This is a genomic window from Kribbella sp. C-35 (assembly GCF_046549195.1).
Lineage (GTDB): Bacteria > Actinomycetota > Actinomycetes > Propionibacteriales > Kribbellaceae > Kribbella.
In genome coordinates this window covers 1,476,604-1,499,994 of record NZ_JAJPWG010000001.1, presented here as the reverse complement: position 1 = coordinate 1,499,994, position 23,391 = coordinate 1,476,604, and the positions used below count along the sequence as shown (strand labels likewise).

21 protein-coding genes are annotated in these 23,391 nt (G+C 69.3%); 7 read left to right on the top strand and 14 right to left on the bottom strand.

Annotation, left to right across the window (positions count from 1 at the left end; all coding sequences use genetic code 11):
- Positions 1–130: 130 nt before the first annotated feature.
- The 4 genes from ACLJOO_RS07635 to ACLJOO_RS07620 all read left to right on the top strand — a co-directional run bounded on the left by ACLJOO_RS07635 (position 131) and on the right by ACLJOO_RS07620 (position 5,143).
- On the top strand, positions 131–646 hold the full coding sequence (locus tag ACLJOO_RS07635; protein ID WP_410786108.1) for a SigE family RNA polymerase sigma factor: 516 nt from the start codon (positions 131–133) through the stop codon (positions 644–646).
- Complete coding sequence (locus ACLJOO_RS07630; RefSeq protein WP_410786107.1) at positions 643–1,755, top strand: CU044_5270 family protein; 1,113 nt, start codon at positions 643–645, stop codon at positions 1,753–1,755. The genes ACLJOO_RS07635 and ACLJOO_RS07630 overlap by 4 nt, the downstream gene beginning before the upstream one ends.
- Before the next feature lie 385 nt (positions 1,756–2,140).
- On the top strand, positions 2,141–4,123 hold the full coding sequence (locus ACLJOO_RS07625) for a kinetoplast-associated-like protein (RefSeq protein ID WP_410786106.1): 1,983 nt from the start codon (positions 2,141–2,143) through the stop codon (positions 4,121–4,123).
- Between the two features lie 72 nt (positions 4,124–4,195).
- Complete coding sequence (locus tag ACLJOO_RS07620; RefSeq protein WP_355481965.1) at positions 4,196–5,143, top strand: DivIVA domain-containing protein; 948 nt, start codon at positions 4,196–4,198, stop codon at positions 5,141–5,143.
- 53 nt (positions 5,144–5,196) lie between these two features.
- On the opposite strand, the gene ACLJOO_RS07615 is transcribed toward ACLJOO_RS07620, so the two are convergent.
- Positions 5,197–6,087 (bottom strand): A/G-specific adenine glycosylase, encoded by an 891-nt coding sequence (locus ACLJOO_RS07615; protein WP_410786105.1) that lies wholly within the window; start codon positions 6,085–6,087, stop codon positions 5,197–5,199.
- Between the two features lie 24 nt (positions 6,088–6,111).
- Between ACLJOO_RS07615 and ACLJOO_RS07610 the strand changes: the two genes are divergently transcribed.
- Positions 6,112–6,768, top strand: a complete 657-nt coding sequence (locus ACLJOO_RS07610; RefSeq protein WP_410786103.1) for a hypothetical protein — start codon at positions 6,112–6,114, stop codon at positions 6,766–6,768.
- Here the strand turns inward: ACLJOO_RS07610 and ACLJOO_RS07605 are convergent.
- From ACLJOO_RS07605 to ACLJOO_RS07555, 11 genes are all read right to left on the bottom strand, one after another.
- On the bottom strand, positions 6,756–8,267 hold the full coding sequence (locus ACLJOO_RS07605; protein WP_410786102.1) for a DHA2 family efflux MFS transporter permease subunit: 1,512 nt from the start codon (positions 8,265–8,267) through the stop codon (positions 6,756–6,758). The genes ACLJOO_RS07610 and ACLJOO_RS07605 overlap by 13 nt on opposite strands.
- A complete protein-coding gene (locus tag ACLJOO_RS07600; protein ID WP_410786101.1) occupies positions 8,246–8,818 on the bottom strand; it encodes a PadR family transcriptional regulator in 573 nt (190 codons plus the stop codon). Before ACLJOO_RS07600 ends, ACLJOO_RS07605 begins: the two co-directional genes overlap by 22 nt.
- Before the next feature lie 121 nt (positions 8,819–8,939).
- Complete coding sequence (disA, locus tag ACLJOO_RS07595; RefSeq protein WP_130384924.1) at positions 8,940–10,034, bottom strand: DNA integrity scanning diadenylate cyclase DisA; 1,095 nt, start codon at positions 10,032–10,034, stop codon at positions 8,940–8,942.
- Between the two features lie 179 nt (positions 10,035–10,213).
- Positions 10,214–11,152 (bottom strand): beta-ketoacyl-ACP synthase III, encoded by a 939-nt coding sequence (locus tag ACLJOO_RS07590; protein WP_410786099.1) that lies wholly within the window; start codon positions 11,150–11,152, stop codon positions 10,214–10,216.
- 130 nt (positions 11,153–11,282) lie between these two features.
- Positions 11,283–12,683 (bottom strand): DNA repair protein RadA, encoded by a 1,401-nt coding sequence (gene radA, locus ACLJOO_RS07585; RefSeq protein WP_410786097.1) that lies wholly within the window; start codon positions 12,681–12,683, stop codon positions 11,283–11,285.
- Between the two features lie 9 nt (positions 12,684–12,692).
- Entirely contained in the window at positions 12,693–13,985 is a 1,293-nt protein-coding gene (locus tag ACLJOO_RS07580) for a hypothetical protein (RefSeq protein ID WP_410786096.1), read from the bottom strand.
- Positions 13,982–15,754 carry an ABC transporter permease subunit gene (locus tag ACLJOO_RS07575; RefSeq protein WP_410786095.1) on the bottom strand — a complete coding sequence of 591 codons (1,773 nt, stop codon included), beginning with the start codon at positions 15,752–15,754 and terminating at the stop codon, positions 13,982–13,984. Before ACLJOO_RS07575 ends, ACLJOO_RS07580 begins: the two co-directional genes overlap by 4 nt.
- Positions 15,754–17,001 carry an ABC transporter substrate-binding protein gene (locus tag ACLJOO_RS07570; protein WP_410786094.1) on the bottom strand — a complete coding sequence of 416 codons (1,248 nt, stop codon included), beginning with the start codon at positions 16,999–17,001 and terminating at the stop codon, positions 15,754–15,756. The genes ACLJOO_RS07575 and ACLJOO_RS07570 overlap by 1 nt, the downstream gene beginning before the upstream one ends.
- Positions 16,991–17,542 carry a hypothetical protein gene (locus ACLJOO_RS07565; protein ID WP_410786093.1) on the bottom strand — a complete coding sequence of 184 codons (552 nt, stop codon included), beginning with the start codon at positions 17,540–17,542 and terminating at the stop codon, positions 16,991–16,993. The genes ACLJOO_RS07570 and ACLJOO_RS07565 overlap by 11 nt, the downstream gene beginning before the upstream one ends.
- 90 nt (positions 17,543–17,632) lie before the next feature.
- Positions 17,633–18,328, bottom strand: coding sequence for a class I SAM-dependent methyltransferase (locus ACLJOO_RS07560; protein WP_410786092.1), 696 nt, complete (start codon positions 18,326–18,328; stop codon positions 17,633–17,635).
- 4 nt (positions 18,329–18,332) lie between these two features.
- On the bottom strand, positions 18,333–19,532 hold the full coding sequence (locus ACLJOO_RS07555; protein ID WP_410786091.1) for an MFS transporter: 1,200 nt from the start codon (positions 19,530–19,532) through the stop codon (positions 18,333–18,335).
- 85 nt (positions 19,533–19,617) lie between these two features.
- Between ACLJOO_RS07555 and ACLJOO_RS07550 the strand changes: the two genes are divergently transcribed.
- Together ACLJOO_RS07550 and ACLJOO_RS07545 are read left to right on the top strand one after the other, a co-directional pair.
- Positions 19,618–21,042, top strand: coding sequence for a beta-N-acetylhexosaminidase (locus ACLJOO_RS07550; protein WP_410786090.1), 1,425 nt, complete (start codon positions 19,618–19,620; stop codon positions 21,040–21,042).
- Between the two features lie 123 nt (positions 21,043–21,165).
- On the top strand, positions 21,166–22,554 hold the full coding sequence (locus ACLJOO_RS07545) for a WS/DGAT/MGAT family O-acyltransferase (RefSeq protein ID WP_410786089.1): 1,389 nt from the start codon (positions 21,166–21,168) through the stop codon (positions 22,552–22,554).
- Here ACLJOO_RS07545 and ACLJOO_RS07540 read toward each other — a convergent pair.
- Both ACLJOO_RS07540 and ACLJOO_RS07535 read right to left on the bottom strand, forming a co-directional pair.
- Positions 22,551–23,027, bottom strand: a complete 477-nt coding sequence (locus tag ACLJOO_RS07540; protein ID WP_410786088.1) for an SRPBCC family protein — start codon at positions 23,025–23,027, stop codon at positions 22,551–22,553. The genes ACLJOO_RS07545 and ACLJOO_RS07540 overlap by 4 nt on opposite strands.
- On the bottom strand, positions 23,014–23,364 hold the full coding sequence (locus tag ACLJOO_RS07535) for an ArsR/SmtB family transcription factor (RefSeq protein ID WP_410786087.1): 351 nt from the start codon (positions 23,362–23,364) through the stop codon (positions 23,014–23,016). The genes ACLJOO_RS07540 and ACLJOO_RS07535 overlap by 14 nt, the downstream gene beginning before the upstream one ends.
- Between the last annotated feature and the right edge of the window lie 27 nt (positions 23,365–23,391).

Below are 23,391 nucleotides of genomic sequence, written 5' to 3'. Positions count from 1 at the left end.
AACGAGGGCCCCGCGGACACCATGTCCGCGGGGCCCTCGTCGTACGCCTGCCAGTTCCGGGATGCAACCGGGTGCTCGCCTCACCCGGTAGTTAACGGTGAGGAAGCGCCCAACCAAGACCGGAGGACGCGTGGCGAGCAACCGAGATCAGGACTTCACCGAGTACGTGAGTGCCCACCGCGGGCGGATGATGCGGATCGCACGTCTGCTCACGAGTGGGGATGCGCACTGGGCCGAGGATCTGGTGCAGACCGCCCTGACCAAGCTCTATGTGAAGTGGGGCGCGGTCCGGCCCGAGATCGGAGCGGCGCGGTACGCCGACAAGATCCTGGTCAACGTGTTCCTGGACGAGAAGCGCCGGTTCTGGCGTCATCGCGAGACGTTGACCGGCGAGGTCTCCGAGCCCGGGCCGCAGGCCGGCTCCGGACCGGAGGACCGGCTGACCGTACTGGCCGCGCTCGAACGGCTGCCCAGGCGCCAACGGGCCGCTGTCGTCCTGCGGTACTTCTGCGATCTGGACGTGGCCGCTGCCGCCGAGGTGATGGGCAGCAGCCAGGGCACCGTCAAAAGCCAGACCGCTCGTGGGCTGGACAAGCTGCGCGACCTCATCGTCGAACCCCTGAACACACTGGAGCATGTGCGATGACTGATCTGAAGAGCCTTCTCGAGCGCGCAGCCGGAACCGACCCGGTCGTCACCTACGTCGACGTCGCGGCCGACCTCAGCCGTGGCCGGCGTGCCGCCCGTCGCCGCCGGTTCGCCGGCGCCGGACTCACCACAGTCGCGGCGGCCGTCGTCATCGGCGCCCTCGCGGTGCCGCTGGCGTCCGCACCAGGCCCGCACTCCGGCGGCTCGGACTCCGCCCTCGCTGCGCCTCCCGCGACCGGCCCTGCGACGGCGATGTCGGCCGGCCAGGTGCTCCTGGTCGCGGCGGCCCACGAGGAGCAGGCCGAACCGACGACGGGCAAGTACTTCCGGGTCAGGAAGGTCCAGAGCAGGGAGTGGACCGTCATGGCCGGCGGCAAGATCGTCTGCTGTGGGTCGATCCCGGCCGGTCCGGGTGGCTACAAACTGCGTGAGCTGACGGTGACCGAGACGTGGACCGGCCTGAAGGGCGGCACCGCCTGGCTCGGAGCCCGCTCACTGGGTGCGCATCCGGCCACGACGGCCGACGAGGCGGCTTGGCGAAAGGCGGGCGCGCCGGCGACCTGGAACGCCGGTCCGACCGACACCGCGGGCAAGCACGACCAGGTCATCTCGTCCAAGCCGGGAAAGGCCACCTTCTTCGAGCTGAAGGACGACGCGGACCGCTACACCGCTCTGGGGATGAACGGCACCCTGCAAGACGTGCTGGCGCTGCCGACCGACCCGGAGCAGTTGCGCGCCCGGCTGCTCGAGGTGAAGGCGGCGACCGCTCCTGACGCCACCGACGTGTCGGCCCTCGCGCAGTTGTCGGCCGGTCTGCTCAGCGACACTCCGGCACTGCCGAAGGTCCGCGGAGCCGCGTTCCGGCTACTGGCGGGGCTGCAGGGCGCCACGGTCCAGCAGAACGTCACGGACCTGGGAGGCAGGACGGGTACGGCGGTCGGGTTCTCGTTCCCGGCGTACCAGTTGAAGCTCCGGCTGATCGTCGACCCGAAGACCGGCAAGCTCCTGAGCAGCAGCCACACCGGCGGGAAGAACGGCGACAGCTCGATCTTGCTCTCCGGCTGGACCAACGACACCCCGGAGGCGCCGCCCGCCGCCATCAAGTGAGCTGACACTTGCGCGTCCTCGCCAGCTGGAACGGCAAGTAATCCAGGTCGTGCCAACAGCGCCCGTCAGCCCTCCGGGGTTGGCGGGCGTTCGCGCATTCAGCCCGAGGACTGGTCCAGGCCGGTGTGCGAGTACTGCGAGGCGGCTCGGCGTACCGGAAACACGCCTGATTTATGCGAAGGCTACTGATTGGTCGTATCGTCCTGCGGAGCGTGATCACTTCGGTACGGAGACGGCTTCCGTCCGCCGACGGATCGATGGGAAGATCGCGCGACCGCTGACGAAGCAGTTACTTACCACCCGTCTGCCGCGTTGTAACCCTGTGACCACGCTGTTCGGACCCGGACTGTCGGAAAGGGGGCCGAGGATGGAATCATCTCGTCGCATGGACGCTCCGCGTCTGCCGCTGACCCAGGAACCGGTCGCCGACACCGGTTCCTTTGGCGTGCGGCAGGCTGGTGGAGTGCTCGAGCGGGCCCAGCGGATCGCCGACACGCTCCGCGAGCAGGCCGAGCACGAGAACGACCTGGCCCGCGACGAGGCCGGCCGGATCCGGGCCGCGAACGAGCGCCTGAAGGCCGACGCCGAGACCGCCGCGAAGAAGCTCCGGTCGGACGCGATGACGGCCGCCCAGCGGGTGCTCAACGACGCCGAGCGCGCCGCGGAGCAACTCCGCACCGAGTCCGAGGCCGACGCCGAGCGCGTCCGCTCCGAGGCCGAGGAGACGGCAGACAGGCTGCGCGCCGAGTCGACTGCCGAGGCCGAGCGGGTACGCCGGGACGCTGCCGCCGCAGCCGAGAAACTGACCGCCGAGTCCACGGCCGAGGCCGACCGCGTCCGCGCCGAGGCGACCGTCATCGCCGAGCGGCTGAAGTTCGAGTCGGAGTCCGCTGCCGAGCTGCTCCGGGCTGTGGTTGCCGACGAGGTGGCCAAGCGCCGGGCGGACTCGGAGGCGACCGCCGAGCGACTAAGGGTCGAGAGCGAGGCGGCCGCCGAGAAGTTGCGGGTCGAGTCGCAGGCGGCGGCGGATCGGCGGGTTGCGGCGGCCGAGGTCGAAGCGCGCCGGGTGAAGGACGAGGCCGACGAGCTGCTCGAAGGGGCGCGGATGGCCCGCGAGTCGGCCCAGGCCATGGTGGAGCGGGCCAGCCGGGAGGCGCAGCAGCTGGTCGCCGACGCCGGCGAGCAGGCCGCGCTGGTATCGCAGGCGGCCAGCCGCAATGAGGCCGACCTGATCTCTCGCGCCGAGTCCGAGGCGGGCGATCTGCGCGCCGCGGTCGAGCGCGAGGTCGAGGCGGCCCGCGAGCGGTCCCGCGTCGAGATCGCCGAGGCGCACGCCGAGATCGAGCGGCTGCGCGGCGAGAACCGGACCGAGCTGGAACGCCGTACGGCGGAGCTCGAGGAGACCGAGCGCGCCAAGCTGGCCGCGATCTCGCTGGAGATCGACAAGCTGCGCGCCGAGGCGGTCGCGGAGATCGCCGAGCGGAAGGCCGAGACCGAGGCCGGCAACGAGCGCCTGATGGCGGACGCCCGGGCCCAGGCCAAGCTGGTCGTGGACTCGATCGAGGCCGACCGCCGGACGGCGTCGGGCGAGGCGCAGCGGATCGTCGAGGACGCGAACAAGGCGGCCGAGGCGGCGATGGCCGAGGCCGAGAAGCAGACGCTGTGGAGCAAGAAGACCGTCGACGACCTGATCGGCGCCGCGGAGTCCGAGGCGCAGGCGATCCGCGACCAGGCCGCCGTCGACGCGGCCGAGCTGCTCAAGCAGAAGCGCGCGCACCTGCGTCGCGTGGTCGGCCGGTCGACCACCCGGCTCAAGCAGACCCAGGACGCGATCGCCAAGGAGAACGCCGAGCTGACCCAGCTCGCCGAGACCACGCTGTACTCGGCCGGCGAGCAGGCGGAGTCGACCCTGGCCGCGGCCAAGCAGGAGGCCGAGCGGGTCACCGCCCAGGCGCAGACCCGGGCCGACCGGCTGAAGGCCTCGGCCGCCGAGGACGCGCGGGAGATCATCGAGCGCGCCAACCGCCGCGAGGCCGAGGCCGAGCAGAGCACCCAGGTACTGCGGGAGCGCGCGGCCAACGACCTGTCCGAGGCGCAGCGCCAGTCGCACGAGCTGATTCGCAAGTCCCGCGCGGAGGCCCAGCAGCTCGAGGCTCAGGCCCGCGAGCACGCCGATACCCTGCGCGCGCAGGCCCGAAAACTTCTCGCCGACGCCGAGGCGAGGGTCGCTGCGCTGAACCAGCGCCGTGATGAGATCACCAAGGAGCTCACCCAGCTTTCGGGTGTGATCGAGGCACTCGCTGTACCGGGGTTCCGCCCAGGTGGTGGAATGTCCTCCAGTGAGGGTTCCACGGGGGAATCAGGATGAGGACGTGACAGTCAGATCCTTGTCAGTGACAATGTGTGATCCACCCACCCATCGAAGTGAGCATCGGAAAACATGAGCAGTGAAAGCCCAACCCCGTTCCGTACCGTTCTGCGTGGCTACGAGCCTGCCCAGGTGGATCAGCACATCCGTGAGCTGACCACTTCGCTGACCGCGCTGCAGCAGCAGTCCGAGCAGCTGCAGCGTCATGTGCAGGAGCTGCAGTCCCGCACGGACGCGGCGGAAGCGGCCGTCATCTCCGCCCAGGAGGACTCCAAGGACCGCGCGCCCACCTTCACCGAGTTCGGTGAGCGGGTCGCGAAGATCCTGTCGCTGGCCGACGACGAGGCCCGTGACCTGGTGACCCGCGCCCGCACCGATGCGGAGGCGATCGTCGCCGACGGTGAGGCGCACGCGAAGAAGGTCCGCAAGGAGGCCGAGCAGTACTCCCTGGACTGGAAGAGCGAGGTCGACGCCGAGGCCGCCCGGATCCTCGAGGAGGCCCGGACCCAGGCCGACGACATGCGTGACGAGGCCGAGCGCGACGCCACCGCGCGCCGCAGCGAGGCCCAGGCGCTGTACGAGCAGGAGCGGGCCAAGTCCGCGCAGGCCGCGGCCGCCTTCGAGACCACCCTGGCCGAGCGCCGGGGCAAGGTCGAGCAGGAGTTCGCTGCCCGTACGGCGCTCGCCGAGCAGCAGTTGGCCGCCGTCACCGACCGCGCCGCGCAGGTGCAGCGGGAGGCCGACCGGTCGCGTTCCGAGGCCGAGCGGTTGTCCCAGCAGCAGCTGGCCGACGCGAACCGGCAGGCCCAGGAGATCGTCGCCGCCGCGAAGGACAAGTCCGAGCGGATCCGTGCCGAGTCCGAGCGCGAGCTCGCGGCCGCGACGCAGCGCCGGGACAGCATCAACGCGCAGCTGACCAACGTCCGCCAGATGCTGGCGACGCTGTCCGGCCAGCCGGCGATGCCGCTCGACCTGCTGGCCGACGACGAAGAACAAGCCGCCGGTAGCAAGAAGAACTGAAGCACCACGTCGAAGAGGCCGGCTCGAACTCTTCGAGCCGGCCTCTTGATGTGTCACGCAGGCAGGCGGTAGCGGCCGCGGCTGAGAGGTTCGACGAGGCCGTCGGCCACCAGCCCGTCCAGGGCGCGCTCGCGTTGGACGGGGTCCGGCCAGCAGGTGTCCAGCTCGGTCTTCGGCACTGGCGCCGATGCGGCTCGCAGTACGGCCAGAAGGCGGCCACGGGCTTGGCGGTCCGTGCCTTCGTAGGTCTGGCCGCGGCGCGGCGGGCCGTCGTACGGCGGGCTTCCGGCCAGGACCCACGCGCACTGGGACTGGATGGGGCAGTCGGTGCAGCGCGGCGTACGGGCGGTGCAGACGAGGGCGCCGAGTTCCATCGAGGCCACGGCCCAGCGGGCGGCGGTGCGCTCTTCGACGGGCAGTGCGCTGACGGCGAGACGCTGGTCGGCCGCGGTGGGGGAGATGCTCGGCTGCGCGACACCGGTGAGGGAGCGCGCGAGGACGCGACGTACGTTCGTGTCGACGACCGCGTGCCGCTGGCCGAACGCGAACGATGCGATCGCGGCGGCCGTGTACGTCCCGACGCCGGGCAGTGCGAGCAGAGCCGCGTGGTCGTCCGGCACCTCGCCGCCGTGACGCTCCACAATCGCCTGAGCGGCCGCGTGCAGTCGGAGGGCGCGCCTGGGGTACCCGAGCCGGTCCCAGGCCCGCACAGCCTCACCAGGAGCCTCTGCGGCCAGGTCCACCGGCTTCGGCCACCTCTCCAGCCAGCTCCGGTACGCCGGCAGCACCCGATTCACCGGTGTCTGCTGCAGCATGAACTCACTGACCATCACAGCCCACGCCCCGGCACCCGGCTCCCGCCACGGCAACTCTCGCGCGTTGGCGTCGTACCAGCGCAGTACTGGGTCATGGAGAGCTAGCGGCGAGCCTGTGTGGTCCTGCACGGAGCCGATATTAGAGTGCGCTTCATGAGCAGTCTGCTCCGTCCGGTCGGGCACCTGCCCGCCAGCGTGTACTGGTTCCGGCGTGGACTGGTGCTCGCGGTCGTAGTGGTGCTGGTCAGCCTGATCTCGCGACTGTTCGCGGGCGGTGGCGACGACACGAAGAACGCCGCCGCGTCGGACCCGCAGCCGAACCCGACCGGCGCCGCGCCGGTCACACCGTCCACGACGCCGAGCACCAAGGCGAGTACGACGCAGACGCCGACCCCGAAGCCGACGAAGACCACGCCACCCGCGGACCTGACCTGCAAGGGCTCGGACCTCAGCATCGACGCGCTGCCCGCGAACCGGAAGATCGTCTCCGGCTCGATGCTGAACTTCGTCATCCAGTTCGACCCGGTCGGCGACGGCTGCAAGGCGACCGTCAACGCCGACAAGCTGACCGTCACCGTGACGTCCGGCACGGACCAGATCTGGAGCACGACCCAGTGCGACAAGGTGATCCAGACCGCCACCCTCGTCGTTGCCAAGGGCAAACAAGCGGCGGTCACGGTGCCCTGGAACGGACATCGGTCCAGGCCAGGCTGCCTTCCGGGTCAACCGATCGCCAAGCCTGGAACCTATGTCGTCAAGGCCGAGTACGACGGCCGTCTGTCGGGCGCCCAGGCCTTTCAGGTCGTCTGATCAGCCGGCTGCACAGCGTCGACCTGATGCTTCTGCAAGTGGCTAGGTGCCGTGAACAACAGCGCGGCGATCAGCCCGACCAGGAGCACCAGCGCCGGCAGCATCAGCGACTGCGCCATCGCATCACTGAACCCCTGCCGGACCATCTCGGGCAGGCGGCCGCTGGAGAATCCTTCGCCCGCCGGGGCGCCACCTGACCCCGGCAGGTTGTGCGCCAGCCGCGACTCCATCAGTACGGCGATGCTCGCACTGCCGAGCACCGCGCCGACCTGTCGCGTCGTGTTGTAGACGCCGGCCCCGGCGCCGGCCTGGTGCATCGGGAGGTTCCGCGTCGCCGTCGTACCGATCGGCGCCCACATGAACCCGTTCGCGACACCCAGCAAGGCGATCGGCAGCAGCAGTTGCCAGATCGGTACATCGGGCTCGATCACCTGACTCATCCAGAACATCGAGACCGCGCAGCACAGCAGCCCGAACCCGGCGATGAACCGCGGCGGCGTCCGGTCGACCAGCCGCCCGACGAACGGCGACAGCGCACCCGCGATCACCGCCATCGGCACCAGCAGCAGCGCCGATCGCGTGGGCGTCAGCCCGCGGACCGCCTGCGCCCACAGCATCAGCGGGAACGCCATCGCGGTGATCGCGAACCCGACCGTGGTGATCGCGACGTTCGCCAGCGAGAAGTTGCGGTCCTTGAACAGGCCCAGCGGCAGCAGCGGCTCGCCCCGGTTGCGGGACTGCCAGAAGACGAAGAGCGCGAGGACGACGAGGCCGGTGATGATCAGCGACCAGACCGAGATCGGGCCCTTGATCTGACCCCAGTCGTACTTCTGCCCCTCCTGGATCCCGAACACCAGCAGGAACAAGCCGACCGCGCTCAGCACGACACCGACCAGGTCGAACTTGTGCTCGTGCGTCGGCAGGTCCGGCACCAGGCGCATCGCCAGGACGAACCCGACCACGCCGACCGGCGCGTTGATGAAGAAGATCCACTGCCAGCCGAGCCCGTCGACCAGCACACCGCCGAGGATCGGGCCGACCAGCGTGGCCACGCCGGCGGTCGCGCCCCACAGGCTCATCGCCCGGCCGCGCTGGTTCGGCGGGAAGATCCGGGTGATGACCGCCATCGTCTGCGGCGTCATCATCGAGGCGCCGAGACCCTGGAACACCCGGGCCACGATCAGCATCTCGATCGAGTTGGTGAGCCCGCACCACACCGACGCCAGCGTGAACAACGCCAGTCCGGTCAGGTAGAGCTTCTTCGGGCCGATCCGGTCGCCGAGGCGGCCGGTGATCAGCAGCGGTACGGCGTACGCGAGCAGGTATGCGCTGGTCACCCAGACGACCGTGCCGACGTCGGCGCCGAGGTCCTCGAGGATCGCCGGGGTGGCGACCGAGACGATGGTCGAGTCGACCAGGATCATGAAGAAGCCGAGCACCAGGGCCCACAATGCCGGCCAGGGCCGGATCTCCGGCCTCACTGTGTCTTGGGTTGCCATTCCAGGTCCTTGCTCTCGATGCGTTCGATGGTGGTGGCGAGCCAGTCGCGCTCGGCGGTCAGCTGGGTCCGGAGGTAGACGCCGCCGATCCAGTACACCTCCGGCACCTGCCGCGCCCGGGCGTCGGCGAGCGCCTCGTCGATCTCGGTGATCCAGTTGTCCAGGTCCGCGACCCGGCGGCGGAACCGCAGTACGGCGTCGTCGGACTCGAGGTTGTGCGCCTCGCTCAGCACGACGGGGAAGAGCGGGTACTCGTGGACGTACTCCTCGATGCCCGTCTCCACCCGCCGGGTCAGGGCGGCGTCCCCTTCCGGAGTGAGCTCGTACGTCGTGCGCTCCGGGCGGTTCCCGGCGCGCTCGGTGCCGGTGGCGCGGAGGTAGTTCTGCCGTGCCAGCCGCTCGACCGTGTGATAGAGCGAGCCGGGCCGGACCTTGACCAGCCAGTGGTGGTGTCGCTTGACCAGCAGTTGGTACATCTCGTAGGCGTGCATCGGTTCCTCTTTGAGCAACGCCAGGACCGAGATCGCCAACGGGGTCAGTTCGGCCGCCATGATCCTCCACCTGGATTGTTCCGTGCGAAATGTTCCACATGGAGTATTTGTCGATGCGTGAGGAAATGCAAGACGCCTCCGGCTCTTTCACGAACCGGAGGCGTCTAGTTACTGCAGGTGGTCAGACGTAGCGTTCCAGGATGCTGGACTCGGCCAGCCGGGAGAGGCCTTCGCGGACCGTGCGGGCCCGGTTCTCGCCGACGCCCTCGACCGTCTGCAGGTCGTCGATGCTTGCCGCGAGCAACTTCTGCAGGTGGCCGAAGTGGTCGATCAGCCGGTCGATCACGGCACCCGGCAGTCGCGGCACCTTGGCCAGCAGCCGGTAGCCGCGCGGCGTGACCGCTGCGTCCAGCTGCTCGGCGCCTCCGAGCTGCAGGGCCCGGGCGACCTGACCGATGTCCAGCAGGTCCGTCGGGCTGACAGCGTCCAGCTCGAGCAGTACGTCGTCCGCGGTCTTGGGCCGGCGACCCGTGGCCGGCGGGAGGTAGTCACGGACGACCAGTTCTCGTTCGCCGGCCACGCCCGCGACGAGCTCGTTGAGCTGCAGCGTGAGCAGCCGGCCGTCGGTGCCGAGCTCGACGACGTACCCGTCGATCTCGGTCGCGATCCGCCGTACCATTTCCAGCCGCTGCGCGACCGCGGCCACGTCCCGGACGGTGACCAGGTCCTCGATCTCGAGGGCGGACAGCGTGCCGGACACCTCGTCCAGCCGCAGCTTGTAGCGCTCGAGCGTGGCGAGGGCCTGGTTGGCGCGGGACAGGATCGCGCCCGAGTCCTCGAGCACGTAGCGCTGGTCGTCGACGTACAGCGCGATGATGTGCATCGACTGCGACACCGAGATCACCGGGAACCCGGTCTGCCGCGCGACGCGGTCCGCGGTGCGGTGCCGGGTGCCGGTCTCCTGGGTGACGATCGACGGGTCCGGCATCAGGTGCACGGCGGCCTGGATCAGCCGGGTGGCGTCTCGGTCGAGGACGATCGCGCCGTCCATCTTGCTGAGTTCCCGCAACCCGGTCGCGGTGAACTCGATATCGATCTCGAAGCCACCGGTGGAGATCGCGTCCACCGCCTTGTCGTGACCGAGCACGATCAGTGCGCCGGTCCGCCCGCGCAGGATCCGTTCGAGTCCTTCGCGTAGTTCGGTACCGGGCGCCACCGCCGCGAGCGTCGCGCGGAGCCGGGCGCCGGTGCTGTTCTTGTCCGTGTTCGCCGCCACGGAACCTGAGTCTATGCGGTCAGCCGCCAGCCGTTGTGCGGATATCTGCCGCAGCGCCCGCTACGGAGCTCGCGGATCGGCCCGCACCGGCGCATGCGCGTGCACTCGCCCGTGCATCGGACTGTGCAGTTCAGATTTCCCGCGTGGACGAGGTACGTGAAGGTACGACGCCTGCCGCGTCAGGGGCAGCGGATGACCTGACCGGCGTACGAAAGACCGCCGCCGAATCCGAACAGCAGCACCGGCGCGCCGGATGGAATCTCGCGCTTCTCGACCAGTTTCGACAGGGCGATCGGGATGCTCGCGGCCGAGGTGTTGCCGGACTCCACGACGTCCTTGGCGACGACCGCGTTGACCGCGCCGAGCCGCTTCGCGAGCGGCTCGATGATGCGCAGGTTGGCCTGGTGCAGGACGACGCCGCCGAGATCCTCGGGCTTCAGGCCGGCCTTCGCGCACACCTGCTTGGCGATCTCCGGCAGTTGCGTGGTGGCCCAGCGGAAGACGCTCAGGCCCTCCTGGGCGAACGGTCCGTCGCGTCCCTCGATCCGGACCGCGTCCGACATCTCCGGCACCGAACCCCACACCACCGGACCGACCTCGGGCTCGTCGCTCGCGACCAGTACGGCCGCGCCGGCGCCGTCACCGATCAGCACGCAGGTGGTGCGGTCGGTCCAGTCCGTCCAGTCGCTGAGCTTCTCGACGCCGATGACCAGCGCCTTCGTCGCGGCGCCGGCCCGGATGGCCTGGTCGGCGGTCGCGAGTGCGTAGGCGAAGCCGGAGCACGCGGTGTTCAGGTCGATCGCGGCCGGGGTGCCGAGGCCGAGGCGCGCGGCGACCCGGGCGGCCATGTTCGGCGACCGGTCGATCGCGGTGCAGGTGGCGACCACGACGTAGTCGATCTCCGAGGTGTCGATCCCCGCGTTCGCGAGGGCCTTGTCGGCGGCCCGCCAGGCCATCTCGTCGACCTGCTCGTCGGGCGCCGCGATCCGGCGCTCCCGGATGCCGACCCGGCTCTGGATCCATTCGTCGTTGGTCTCGACCATAGTGGCGAGCTCGTCGTTGGTGAGCACCCGTTCCGGCTGGTAATGGCCGAGCGCGACAACTCTTGATCCGGTCATCAGGGTGCTCCTGCAGTCATCGGCGTACACCCGGGCTCCACAATGAGCCCGGCGGGGGCGCACCCAGGGTACGTTCCCGACCCCGTGCCTGTGGATGCCCCGTCTCACCTGTGGCGTTGGCCACAGGTCGTTATGCGAGACCTGCGGCCAGCAATGCGGAGCGGAGGTCGGGGGCGGCGAAGGTGCGGAGGCCGTACTTCTTCTGGATGTCCATCGGCTTCACGTCCTTGCTCCGGTTCGGGATGTCGGCGGGGACGATCGCCTTGGTGAACCCGAGCCGGGCGGCTTCCGCGAGCCGTTTCTCCAGGCCGCCGACCCGCCGGACCTCGCCGGCCAGGCCGACCTCGCCGATCGCGACCAGCCCGGGGTGGATCGGCTTGTCCATCACCGAGGACGCTACCGCGATCGCGACCGCCAGGTCCGCGACCGGCTCGGTGATCTTCACGCCGCCGACGGTGGCGACGTACACCTCTTGGTCGGCCAACTTCAGGCCGGCGCGGTTGCCCAGTACGGCGAGGACCATTGCGACCCGGGACGACTCCAGTCCTGATGTGGTGCGGCGCGGCTGTGGTGCGGCGGACGGACCGACCAGCGCCTGCACCTCGGCCAGCAGCGGGCGGCGGCCCTCCATCATCACCGTCACGCAGGTGCCGGCGACCGGCTCGGCGTGCTCGGAGACGAACAGTCCGGTCGGATCGGTGACCTCGACGATCCCGGTGTCGACCATGTCGAAACAACCGACCTCGTCGGACGGGCCGAACCGGTTCTTGGTCGCGCGCACCATCCGGAACCCCGAGTGCCGGTCGCCGTCGAACGCGAGCACGACGTCGACCAGGTGCTCGAGCATCCGCGGACCGGCGATCGCGCCGTCCTTCGTCACGTGACCGACCAACACGACCGCGATGTGCCGCTCCTTCGCGAGCCGGACCAGTGCGCCGGTCACCTCGCGAACCTGCGTCACTCCGCCCGGCGCGCCGTCGACCTCGGGGTGCGCCATCGTCTGCACCGAGTCGATCACCAGGAACGACGGCTCGACCGCGTCGACCTGACCGACCACCGCGCCCAGATCGGTCTCGGCTGCCAGGAAGAGTTCGTCGACGAGCGCGTCGGTCCGCCCGGCCCGGAGCCGCACCTGCGCGGCCGACTCCTCACCGGACACGTAGAGCGTCCGCTGACCGCCGCGGGCGGACTGCGCCGCGACCTCCAGCAGCAGCGTGGACTTGCCGACGCCCGGCTCACCCGCGAGCAGGATCACCGCGCCCGGCACGACACCGCCGCCGAGCACGCGGTCGAGTTCGCCGATGCCGGTCGGGCGGGACTCGGCCTCGATCGCGGACACCTTGGCGATCGGCATCGCCGGCGACGTCACCGGGCCGGCGGTGATCCGCGCGGCCTTCGGCGCACCGACCTCGACGACCGTGCCCCAGGCCTGGCACTCGCCGCATCGCCCGATCCACCGCGCCGCGGTCCAACCACACTCGGAGCACGCGTACGCCGCCTTGCCCTTTGCCTGAGTCGCCGCCTTCGCCATGAGGACAACCTATTTGAGCCCGCCGACAAAACGTCTCAAGGCACGTTTCAGTCGGGTGCCTGCCGTACGGCGTGGTGGGTCGTCGGCGACGACGGGAAGGTCCGAGGTACGGCGGGCCGCGTCGAGGTACTTCGTGAGGATCTCGCTCTCCGAGGTCCGCAGCGAGGCGCTCCGTTCGAGCAGTTCGAGTGCGGTGTCCAGGTCGTTGGCGATGACGGCTGCGGAGCCGAGGTGCTGCAGGCAGCGGGCGTGGCCTTCGCGTTCGTCGATCTCGGCGTACAGGTGGGCGGCGTGCTCCCACCGGCTGCCGGCCTCGTGCTGGTTGCGCCGCATCCACGCGGCGACGCCCATGAGCTCCAGCGCGTGGGCCTGTCCGCTCAGGTCGCCGGCCGCCGTCGCACGGGCGAGGGCGGGTCGCAGCTGCTCCAGAGCGCCTTCGTCGTCGTGCTGGTAGAGGTGCACGACTGCGAGGTTGATGGAGATCGCTACCTCGGCTGCGAGGTCCGGACCGGGACGGGCGAGTCGTGCGTCGTCCAGCCGGTCGCGTGCGTTCAGGACGGCCTCGTCGCGATCGTTGCCGGCCGGTGCGCGTTCGGCGCGGGCCAGGTGCAGCAGGGCGCGTTCGACCTGGCGCCTCATCTTCAGCGCAGTCGCCGTACGGCCGTGGGTCGCGATGTTGTCCGAGAGGCCCAGACGAGTGCTGGCGGTGTCCAGGTCGCCCAGCATCCGGTACGCCGTTGCCGCGCGGGCCGCTGCGAGCTCGGCGAGACCGCGGCGCCCGCTGGCCTCGGCTGTGGCGTTCAGGAGCTCGCTCAGTTGGAGGAGCGCGTCGGGATCGGGACGGCGTACGTACCAGGCCTCGAGTGCGTCGCAGATCCGGGCGAAGTCGTCGACGGCCGCGTTCTGTGGGTTCTCGGTCGCGACCAGGTCGCGGAGCCAGTCCTCGTTGACCGTGAACCACTCGGCCGCCGCCATCCCGCCGGCGTCCGATCCGAGCGAGATCATCCACTGCTCGGCTTCCTCGGCGGCCGCGTGGAGTTCGCTCGCACCCTGCAGGCGGCGGTCGCGCGCACGTCGGCGCCGAGCACGCAGCCGAAGGTAGGAGATGACTACAAGCAGAGCGGCCACGGAGTACCCGACCCACTGCACGATGCCGCGTTGGCCGAGGCTCTGGTTGAGCAGCTGGGAGGTGAGGTCGGTGAGCAACGCGGACGCGACACCGCCGACGACCAGGGAGAACTCCTGGATCCGCGACTGCTCCTCTGGTGGCTCCTGCGCCGGCTTCGGCTTTTCCTCGCTCATGGCCGGCTCCCTGTCGTCAGTCCGCGGACGACGGTCCGCCAGAACGACAGCATCAGCACCACAGGTACTACCGACGCGACTACAGCCGCAGCAGCGACGGGTCCGCTCGACGTGGAGAACTGCCGCGCCTCACCCCACAGCACCAGCGACAACGGCGTCGTACCCGGACCACTGATCAGAAACCCGACGATGAAGTCGTTCCACACCAGCGCGAACTCCAGCACCGCAACAGCAACCAGTGCGGGCCGGTAGGTCCGCTGCACAGTTGCCAGTACGGCGCTCTGCCGCGCTGGGCCCTGCAACGCCTCGGACACCAGCGCTGGTGGTGCAGATGCGAAAGCGGATCGCAGTAGCAGTACGGCGAACGGTAGACCGGCAGCCGCGTGTACTAGTGCCAGTGCGACCCGGGACCCGGCCAAGCCGGCCGTGTCGATCGCATCCCGCAGCGGAGCGGCGTACATCTGCACTGGTGTCACGGCCAGCACTACGAACACACCCATCGCGATCCGCCCGACCCGCGTCGGCAGACCGCCCCAGGCGACCAGGTAGGCCGTTGGTACGGCGATGACGAGCAGGACAGCTGTGGCGGCGGCCGCGATCACCAGCGTGGACAGCAGCGCTCGGAACAACCCGACGTTCGCCGCGGCCGCGAACGACGAGAACCCCAGACCGGACAGCGACCACCACCCGCGGAGACCGGCTTCCCGTGGCGAGTGCAGCGCCGTGGCGACGAGTACTACGGCCGGGAAGATCCACACCAGCGCGACAGCGAGCCCGATGAGCCAGCCGAACCGCCGTACCACCCGGCCGGGCTTCGGTCGCCCTAGTGACGGATCCGGCCGTACGACGGTCACCGGCATCGCCCACCGCCGCCGGCGCAGTCCGCGTACGCCGATCAGCCCGACCGCCGCCACGATCGCGAACAGCACCACACCGAGCGCCGCCGTACGTCCTGAGTCATCACCTGTCGTGGTAGCCCGCCACCAGTTCAGCCCCAGTACGTCGGCCGACCGCTGCATCGACCCTGGTACGACGATCAGCACCAGGTCGAAAACCCGCACTGCTGCAATGACCAACGTCAGCGTGACCACACCGGTCACCGGACGCAGCAGCGGGATCTCCAACGCCCGCAGGCGTCTCCAGCCCTTCACACCCTCAGCTGTGATCGTCCGCGACACGTCGTCTGGTATCGCGTCCAGCCCGGCGCGGAAGAGCGACACGACGTACCCGAGCCAGGTCCAGCCGAACGCGGACACCAGCACCAGCCAGAACAGACCAGGACCCAGCCACACCGGGCTGGTGCCGAACAGCCGCGTCCAGACAGCAGTGATCGTCCCGCGCTCCGGTGTCGGGTCGAAGATCAGCCGGAACGTCGCACCGGACGCCAGCACCGACACAGCGAACGGAATGACCAGTGCGGGCTGCAGGAACGTCGTGACCGCCGGGAGTCGATAACTCAACAGGGCAAGGAAGAACCCGACGACCACGGTTCCGAACGCGACCATCACCCACAACAGACTGTTGCCCACGGCATGCAGCGCGGACGGATCGCCCATCACCGCGAAGTTGCCGAACCCGAAACCGCTACGCGTCCGGAACGCCGCCACCACGGTCACACCGATCGGTACCAGCAGCAGACAGCTCAACAGCAACGCCGGCAGCCCCAACAGGTACGGTCCAGCGGGTCGGCGTGGTTTGCCCTGCACCGGACGGCCGGTGATCTCCCGGCCGACGACCTCGAGTGACAGGCCGTTGGTCTGCAGGCCCATCAGCCCTCCTCCACCTTCCGCAGCTCGGTCATCGCGTCGTCCACCGCATCCTGTAGAGCGGTGTCAAAGCGGCCGACCGCGATCAGGAAGTCGGTCAGCACCCGCCACAGTCCGTTGGTGTCTCCGATGCGACCGAGCCGGTCGGACAGGTCGAACTGCAGTTGCTCTCCAGGCCGGGTCAGCTGCTCGGCCAGCCGGGTGAGCTCGGGGGAGTACCCGCTGGTCCGTCCGTCGACCAGGAACCCGCCTTCGGCGATCCACGGGTCTACTGCGGTCGGCGCGGACAAGCGGCGTACCAGGTCGCGTGCGTCGTCCGAGGTGGGCTTCTGCAGCACCATCACATCGCCTCCGACAACTACGGGCGCAGCAGCGCCTGCAGTCATCGGCGGAAACGTGAAAAGCCCTATGTCGTTGGGGTCTGCGGCAAAGGAGCGCACCACTGGTTCGGCGAAGTCGGACGCGAGCACCATGGCGGCTTTGCGATGGCCGAAAACCTCCACCAGCGCATCCGGGAACTGCTGGACGAGGGACTCCTTCACTCCGCCCGCCAGAAGGCCAGGTGTCGACCACATAGTGCCCAGCAATCGCAGAGCGGCCCCGAACTGTGGCTGCTGCGACGGCCGCGGGTCTGTCGCCGTCGCAAGACCCAAGTACACAGACGGTGCGATGCCCAGCAGGACGTTCTCCAGGAAGTCAGTGAGCACCCAGCCGTCCCCTGCGGCCAACGCCAACGGCGTGACGCCGGCCCGTGTCAACGTCTGGTTCAGCGTCAGCCATTCGCTCCACAGCCGCGGCGGTTGTACGCCGACCTGCCGGAACACCGAGGGGCGGTACCAAACCGCGGACTTGTGCGCTGTCTTGAACGGCACGCCGTACGTCGTTCCTTCGTGGACCAGGAGCTCTTTCCAGAGGCGGGCCTGACCGAGAGGTGCGATGTCGTCGGGGATCGGCTCCAGGTCAGCCAGATGGCGCGGGACGAGACCTGGCTGCGGCAGCATGACGATGTCCGGTCTGCGGGTGGAGCGGGTGCCGAAGGCGGTCGAGATGGCGTCACCGAGCGGTACGACCTCGACCGGGTAGTCCAACGTGCCCAGGCCGCCCAGGACCTTGTGGAACGCACGCAGCTCCTCGCCGCTCCAGCTCACGGCCACGCGGACCGCACGCCGCAGTCCCAGTACGTCACTCGAACAGCCGGCGAGCAGAAGTGTCGCTGCGGTCCCCAGGAACGCTCTGCGGCTACTCAGCATCGACAAACCCCGCAGTGCGTGACGCGCTGGTCGTGATGAGCAGCAGAGCGGCTGACGCGAGGTCGGGGTTGGGCCGGAGCGAGAGGAGTGATCCCCAGGTAGGTAGGCCGTTCGCATCCTCCAGCACGATCGCTCGCGGGTAGGAGCCGAGTGCCCGGGCCACTCCGGCCAGGCGGCGACGGCCTGCGGTGATCTCGTACGGGTAGCGGTCCAGCACGTCTTCCAGCCCACAGCCGAACGCCTTGACCACGCTCGCTTCCCGGGCTGCCTGTCTGGTAATCGACTGCGACGTGCGGTGCCCGTGCATCACGTTGCCAAGCACAGTGAGGTGGGGGAGCAGACCGCCTTCCGCAGGGACCAGGCGGACCCTTCCGCTGGCCAAAACGAGCGCACCGGGCGGTGGATCATCCAGTCCGGTCACGATGTCGGCCAGCCTGCGGCGGTCGGCTGCCTGAGGCACCACCACCGCACGCTGCTCACCTACGTCGATCCGGAGCCGCCCCGGCAACCCCGGCACGTGATCGAGCAGCAGTCCGTCCATCCGTGGCTGGTGCCTCCCCAGGAATGCCCCGTCGAGTGGTCCGTCAACCCTATGAGGACCGGAGGTCTGTCCGCAGACCACAGAGTGTCGTCAGAAGGTCCTGCTCCACAGGTTGATCGCGTAGTCGACCTCGACGCCCGTGTGCGACGCGAGGATCCGGCGCGCGTCCTTCGGGGTGAACTCGATCTTCACCACCGCCTCCAGATCGGCGCGGGTCTCGAACCGCCAACCCATGTCCAGCGGCGTCCGGTGCCAACCGCGATCGGCCCAGAACCGTTCCACCACAGGCGGCTTGATCACCGGGTACGACGTACTGAACCACTCACCGAACGTCGACCGGCTCCCGTCGTTGTCGATCACGAACGCGGTCCCGCCGCGGCGCATCACCCGGTCCAACTCGGCCAGCCCGGGCTCGCACCCCGGCCCGAAGAAGTACGCCCAGCGCGCGTGCATCACGTCGACCGACGCGTCCGGTACCGGCAGGCGTTGCGCCGTACCTTGCCGTACGTCGACGTTCGGCAACGCCTGCGTACGTCGACGGGCCGCGTCCGCCAGTGCTCCGTGCGGCTCGACCCCGATCACCTGTGCTGCCGTCGCGGCGAACGTCGGCAAGTGGAAGCCGGTGCCGCAGCCGATGTCGAGCACCGTCGCGCCGGTCCAGTCGCGGATCGCTCGCATCGCCGGCTCGATCACGCCGTTCGGGTCGACCGCCCGGTTCTCGACCTCGTACACCTTCGGGTGGTGCCAGATGTTCGGACTCGGGATACCGCCCTCCGCGATGCTCACACCGCTAGACCCTAGCCACAGCTTGTTTGGTCGTTGCGGCGAGCAGGGCGGCCGGGATGAGGAGGATGCCGCAGAAGACCGCCAGCCAGTGGAAGCCGAGGTACGCGAGGACCGGACCGGCAGCTGTGCCCGAAAGGGAAGCGAGGACGCCCATGGTCAGGTCCGACAGGCCCTGCGCCGACGTACGAATGCCGTCCGGCACGGACCGCGACAGCAGGGTAGAGCCGGCGACCAGACAGGCGGACCAGCCGAGGCCCAGTGTGAACAGTGCCAGTCCAGTCAGCGCGTGCGCGTCGTCCGGCGCGACAGCGGCCAGTGTCATCGCGACGGCGAGCACGCCGAGGCCGATGCCGATCGTGGGGATGCGGCCGAGCCGGTCAGCCAGCCAGCCGGTCAGCGGGGACAGGGCGTACATGCCGGCCACATGACCGCTGATGACGAAGCCGACGATGGTCAGCGAGGCGCCGTGGTGGCGCAGGTGGACCGAGGTCATCGACATCACGCCGACCATCACCGCGTGCGCCGTCGCGATCGCCAGCAGACCGAGACGCGCGTGCGGGATCCGGATGACCTGCCGGAACGTCTCCGCCAGTGGTTGGCGCTCCACCTTGCCCGGTCGCACCTGGCTGCGCATGCCCACCCACACCGTGGCCGCGCTGAGACCGAAGGCGACGACCGAGAACACGTACGGACCCGCCAGGGCCAGGATGCCGAGTGACGTGCCGACCGAGCCGCCGACACCGGTCAGGTTCGGTCCGACGATCACGCCGATCGTGGTGGCCCAGACGACCAGTCCGAGCGAACGGGCGATGCGGCTGGGCTCTGCGGAGTCCGTGGCGGCGTACCGCGACTGGAGGTTGGAGGCCGAGCCGCTGCCGAAGAAACAGCCCGCGGCCAGCAGCAGCGCCAGCGAGCCGATCTGGGCGGCGACGATCGTCAGCGCAGCGCCCACGAAGGCGATCAGATAGCCGATGCTCAACGAGACCCGTCGACCGTGGGAGCGCGCCAGACTCGCCAGCGGTACGGCGAGAACGGCAGCGCCCAGTGTGGTCGACGTGGCGACCAGACCGGCCATGGAGGTAGACCCGGAGACGTTCTCCGCGAGCAGTGCGGCGACAGCGAATCCGCTCGCCGTTGCGACCCCTCCGAGCGCGTTGCTCGCCACCAGCACCCTCAGGGTCGTCCGCTGCCGCTCGCTCGTCACGCGCAAACCCTCTCATGAACCTGACAGGGAAGCCGCTTATAGGATGGTCCTGACATAAATCGACTGCGCTTCCCCTGGAGTCCCGATGTCCGACATCGCGATCGTCCCTGCCCCGCGAGAACTCACTGTCCACGAAGGCCGGTGGGTCACCGCCGATCCGGTCGGCGAGGCCGTCCGGGACGTGGTCGAGAACCTCGGCGAGACGGAGTACCGCATCGAGGTGACCGGTGAAGGAGCCCGGTTGACCGCCGGCTCCGAGGATGCGCTCCGGCACGCGGAGACGACGTACGCCCAGCTGGTCGAGTCGGCGGAGCCGGCTGACGACGGGAAGGTCGCCGTACCGCTGGCGCACATCGCGGACGCGCCGCGGTTCGGCTGGCGCGGGATGATGCTCGACGTCGCGCGGCACTTCATGCCGAAGGAGTTCGTCCTCAAGATCATCGACGTGCTCGCGCTGCACCGGCTCAACGTGCTGCACTTCCACCTCACCGACGACCAGGGCTGGCGGGTCGAGATCGAGGCGTACCCGCGGCTCACCGAGGTCGGCGCGTGGCGGGCCGAGACCATGGTCGGCAAGATGTCGCGCGGCCAGACCGAGTTCGAGTACGACGGCACGCCGCACGGCGGGTTCTACACCAAGGACGACCTGCGCGAGATCGTCGCGTACGCCGCGGAGCGTGGGATCACCGTCGTACCCGAGATCGACCTGCCCGGTCACATGCAGGCCGCGATCACGGCGTACCCGGAGCTCGGGAACCACCCGGACCAGCAGCTGACGGTCCGGCAGTACTGGGGCATCAGCGACGACGTGCTGAACGTGAACGACGCGACCGTCGAGTTCGTGAAGACCGTGCTGCGTGAGGTGCTGGAGATCTTCCCGTCGCCGTACATCCACCTCGGCGGCGACGAGTGCCCGTCGGTCCAGTGGGCCGAGTCGGAGGCGGCGCAGAAGCGGCAGGCGGAGCTCGGGCTGGACGAGCCGGGGCAGCTGCAGGGCTGGTTCACCGCGCAGGTCGCGGAGGTGCTGGCCGAGGAAGGGCGCCGGCTGGTCGGCTGGGACGAGATGGTCGACACCGACTGCCCTAGCGATGCGGTGATCATGGCGTGGCGGAGCGCGCAGCGCGGTGAGGTCGCCGTGAAGGCCGGCCACCAGACCGTGATGGCGCCGTGCGAGTCGGTGTACTTCGACTACTACCAGGGCGACCCGAAGACCGAGCCGCTCGCCATCGGCGGCAACATTCCGCTGGAGAAGGTGTACGACTTCGAGGTGATTCCGTCCGCGCTGTCCGACGAAGAGAAGGCGCTGATCGTCGGGACGCAGTGCCAGATCTGGACCGAGTACATGGAAGGCCCGGAGCAGGTCGGCTACATGCTGCTGCCGCGCCTGTCCGCGTTCGCCGAGCGCGCCTGGGGCTCCCCGAAGACGTCGTACGACGAGTTCCTCACCCGCCTCCGCCCGCACCTGGCCCGCATCGAAGCGCTAGGCGTCAACTACCGCCCCCTCGACTGACCCGCGTCCGATAGTTGATACCTCAGTTGCTGCCGGGGTAACCAATTCTCGGTGAAGGCTGTTGTGCGGGTGTAGACGCGCTTTCGTACGACGACCACGATGGTTTGCCGGGAGGTGAGGACCATGACCGTGGTGGGCCCGCTGGATGCGATGTTCTTGGGTGGGGAGACTCGGGAGCAGCCGATGCACGTCGGTGGGCTGATGTTGTTCGAGCTCCCCGAAGGCGCCGGGCGGGATCACGTGTTCCCGGAGTCGTCGCGGGACTTCGTGTCGCGGCTGTACCACGAGATGGTGACCGCGCCGGAGGTGAATCCGGTGTTCGCACGCCGGGTGCGGAACCGGCCGGTGGACCTCGGCTACTGGTCCTGGGAACAGGACGACGAGATCGACCTGGAGTACCACGTCCGGCTGTCCGCGCTGCCCCGTCCCGGCCGGTACCGCGAGCTGTTCGAGCTCACCAGCCGCCTGCACGGGACGCTGCTCGACCGGCACCGGCCGCTGTGGGAGATGCACCTGATCGAGGGCGTCGAGGGCCGCCGGTTCGCGATCTACAGCAAGATCCACCACTCGATGATCGACGGCGTCACCGCGTTGCGATGGATGCAGGACACCCTGACCACCGACCCGACCCGCACCGGTATGCCGGCCACGTACGCGCTGCCGCCGAAGGTCGCCCAGCCGCGCCTGGAGACCGGTCTGCTGCAGGCGATGGCCAAGGTGCCGGGTGACGCGCTGAAGACGGCCGCCGGGCTGGCCGGTCTCCCGCTGGCCGGCGTGAAGAGCCTGCTGCACTCGACGATGCCGTTCCAGGCGCCGCGGACGATCTTCAACCAGCCGGTCACCGGTGCGCGGCGGTTCGCCGCGCAGTCGTGGCCGATCGAACGGCTGGAGAAGGTCCGGGCGATCACCGGCGCGACGCTGAACGACGTACTGCTGGCGATGTGTTCAGGGGCCCTGCGCAACTATCTGCTCGAGCTGGACGCCCTGCCGGACAAGGCGCTGACGGCGATGGTGCCGGTCTCGTTGCGTACGTCGGATGACGCGCCCGGAGGTGGGAACTCGCTCGCCACACTGATCGCGGACCTGGCCACCGACCAGGCGGATCCCGAGCGCCGGATCCGCCGGATCATGGCGTCGACCGCGCACGGCAAACGCGTCCTGTCCGATCTCAGTCCGCTGCAGAACCTGATCGTCGGCGCGCTCGGCTTCGGCGTCGCCGGCCCCGCCGCGGTCCTGCCCGGTGTCGCCGGTCGTACGGCACCGCCGTACAACGTGGTCATCTCGAACGTGCCCGGCCCCGCCGACAGCCCGCTCTACTGGAACCGCTCCCGCCTCCTCGGCCTCTACCCCGCGAGCATCGTCCTCAACGGCCAGGCCCTGAACATCAGCGTCACCAGCTACGCCCACGAGCTCCACTTCGGCCTGACCGGCTGCCGCCGCGCCGTCCCGCACCTGCAACGCCTGCTCGCCCACCTCGAGACCTCACTCGCCGACCTCGAGAACATTCATTAAACGAGCAACGCGTCCATCTGCCCGACGGCTTGCTTCAGCCCTTCGTCCATCCCCATACGGAGCAACTGATCCATCTGCTCCCGCGAGTCGAACACCGCCTGCAGTTCCATCCGGGTCTTCCCGTCGTACGAGCTGAGCCGCATGCGCGTCGTACTCACCGGCATGTTGTCGACCGGCTTCCCGTCGGAGTCCGCGAAGGTGTCGATGAACTCCAGCGACGTCGGTGCGTCGACAGCCGTGATGTTCCACCGCCCGTGGTACTTCTCGCCTTCCGGGCTGGTCATGTAGTACGTGACCGCACCGCCTGGCGTCAGGTCGTGATCGACCATCGTCGCGGGATGCGTCGGCGGTCCCCACCAGCGTTCGAGCTTGCGCGGGTCGGCCCACAGGTCCCACACCCGCTCGGCAGGCGCGTCGAAGTCGGCGATCAGGGTCAGGCTCAGTGCGTCGAGATCCTTGTCAAGGCTGGTCACGCTCATCGTTCTCATTCCTCTCGGTCAACAGGTCCGACATCCGGTCCACGCGTCCGCGCCAGGTCGCCTCGAGCTGGTCGAGGGCGTCCCGAGCCCGCCGTACGGCGTCGACGTCGGTCCGCACGAGTTGCTCGCGGCCACTGCGTTCCTTGCTCACCAGCCCGGCCCGTTCCAGTACGGCGACGTGTTTCTGCACGGCCGCGAAGCTCATCGGGTACGCCTCGGCGAGCCGCGACACCGACGCCTCGCCGGCCAGGCACCGCCGCACGATGTCGCGCCGCGTGGTGTCGGCCAGTGCGTGGAGAAGTCGATCGACCACGTGTTCATCTACAACCATTTGGTTGTACGTTAGGCCGACGTGAAC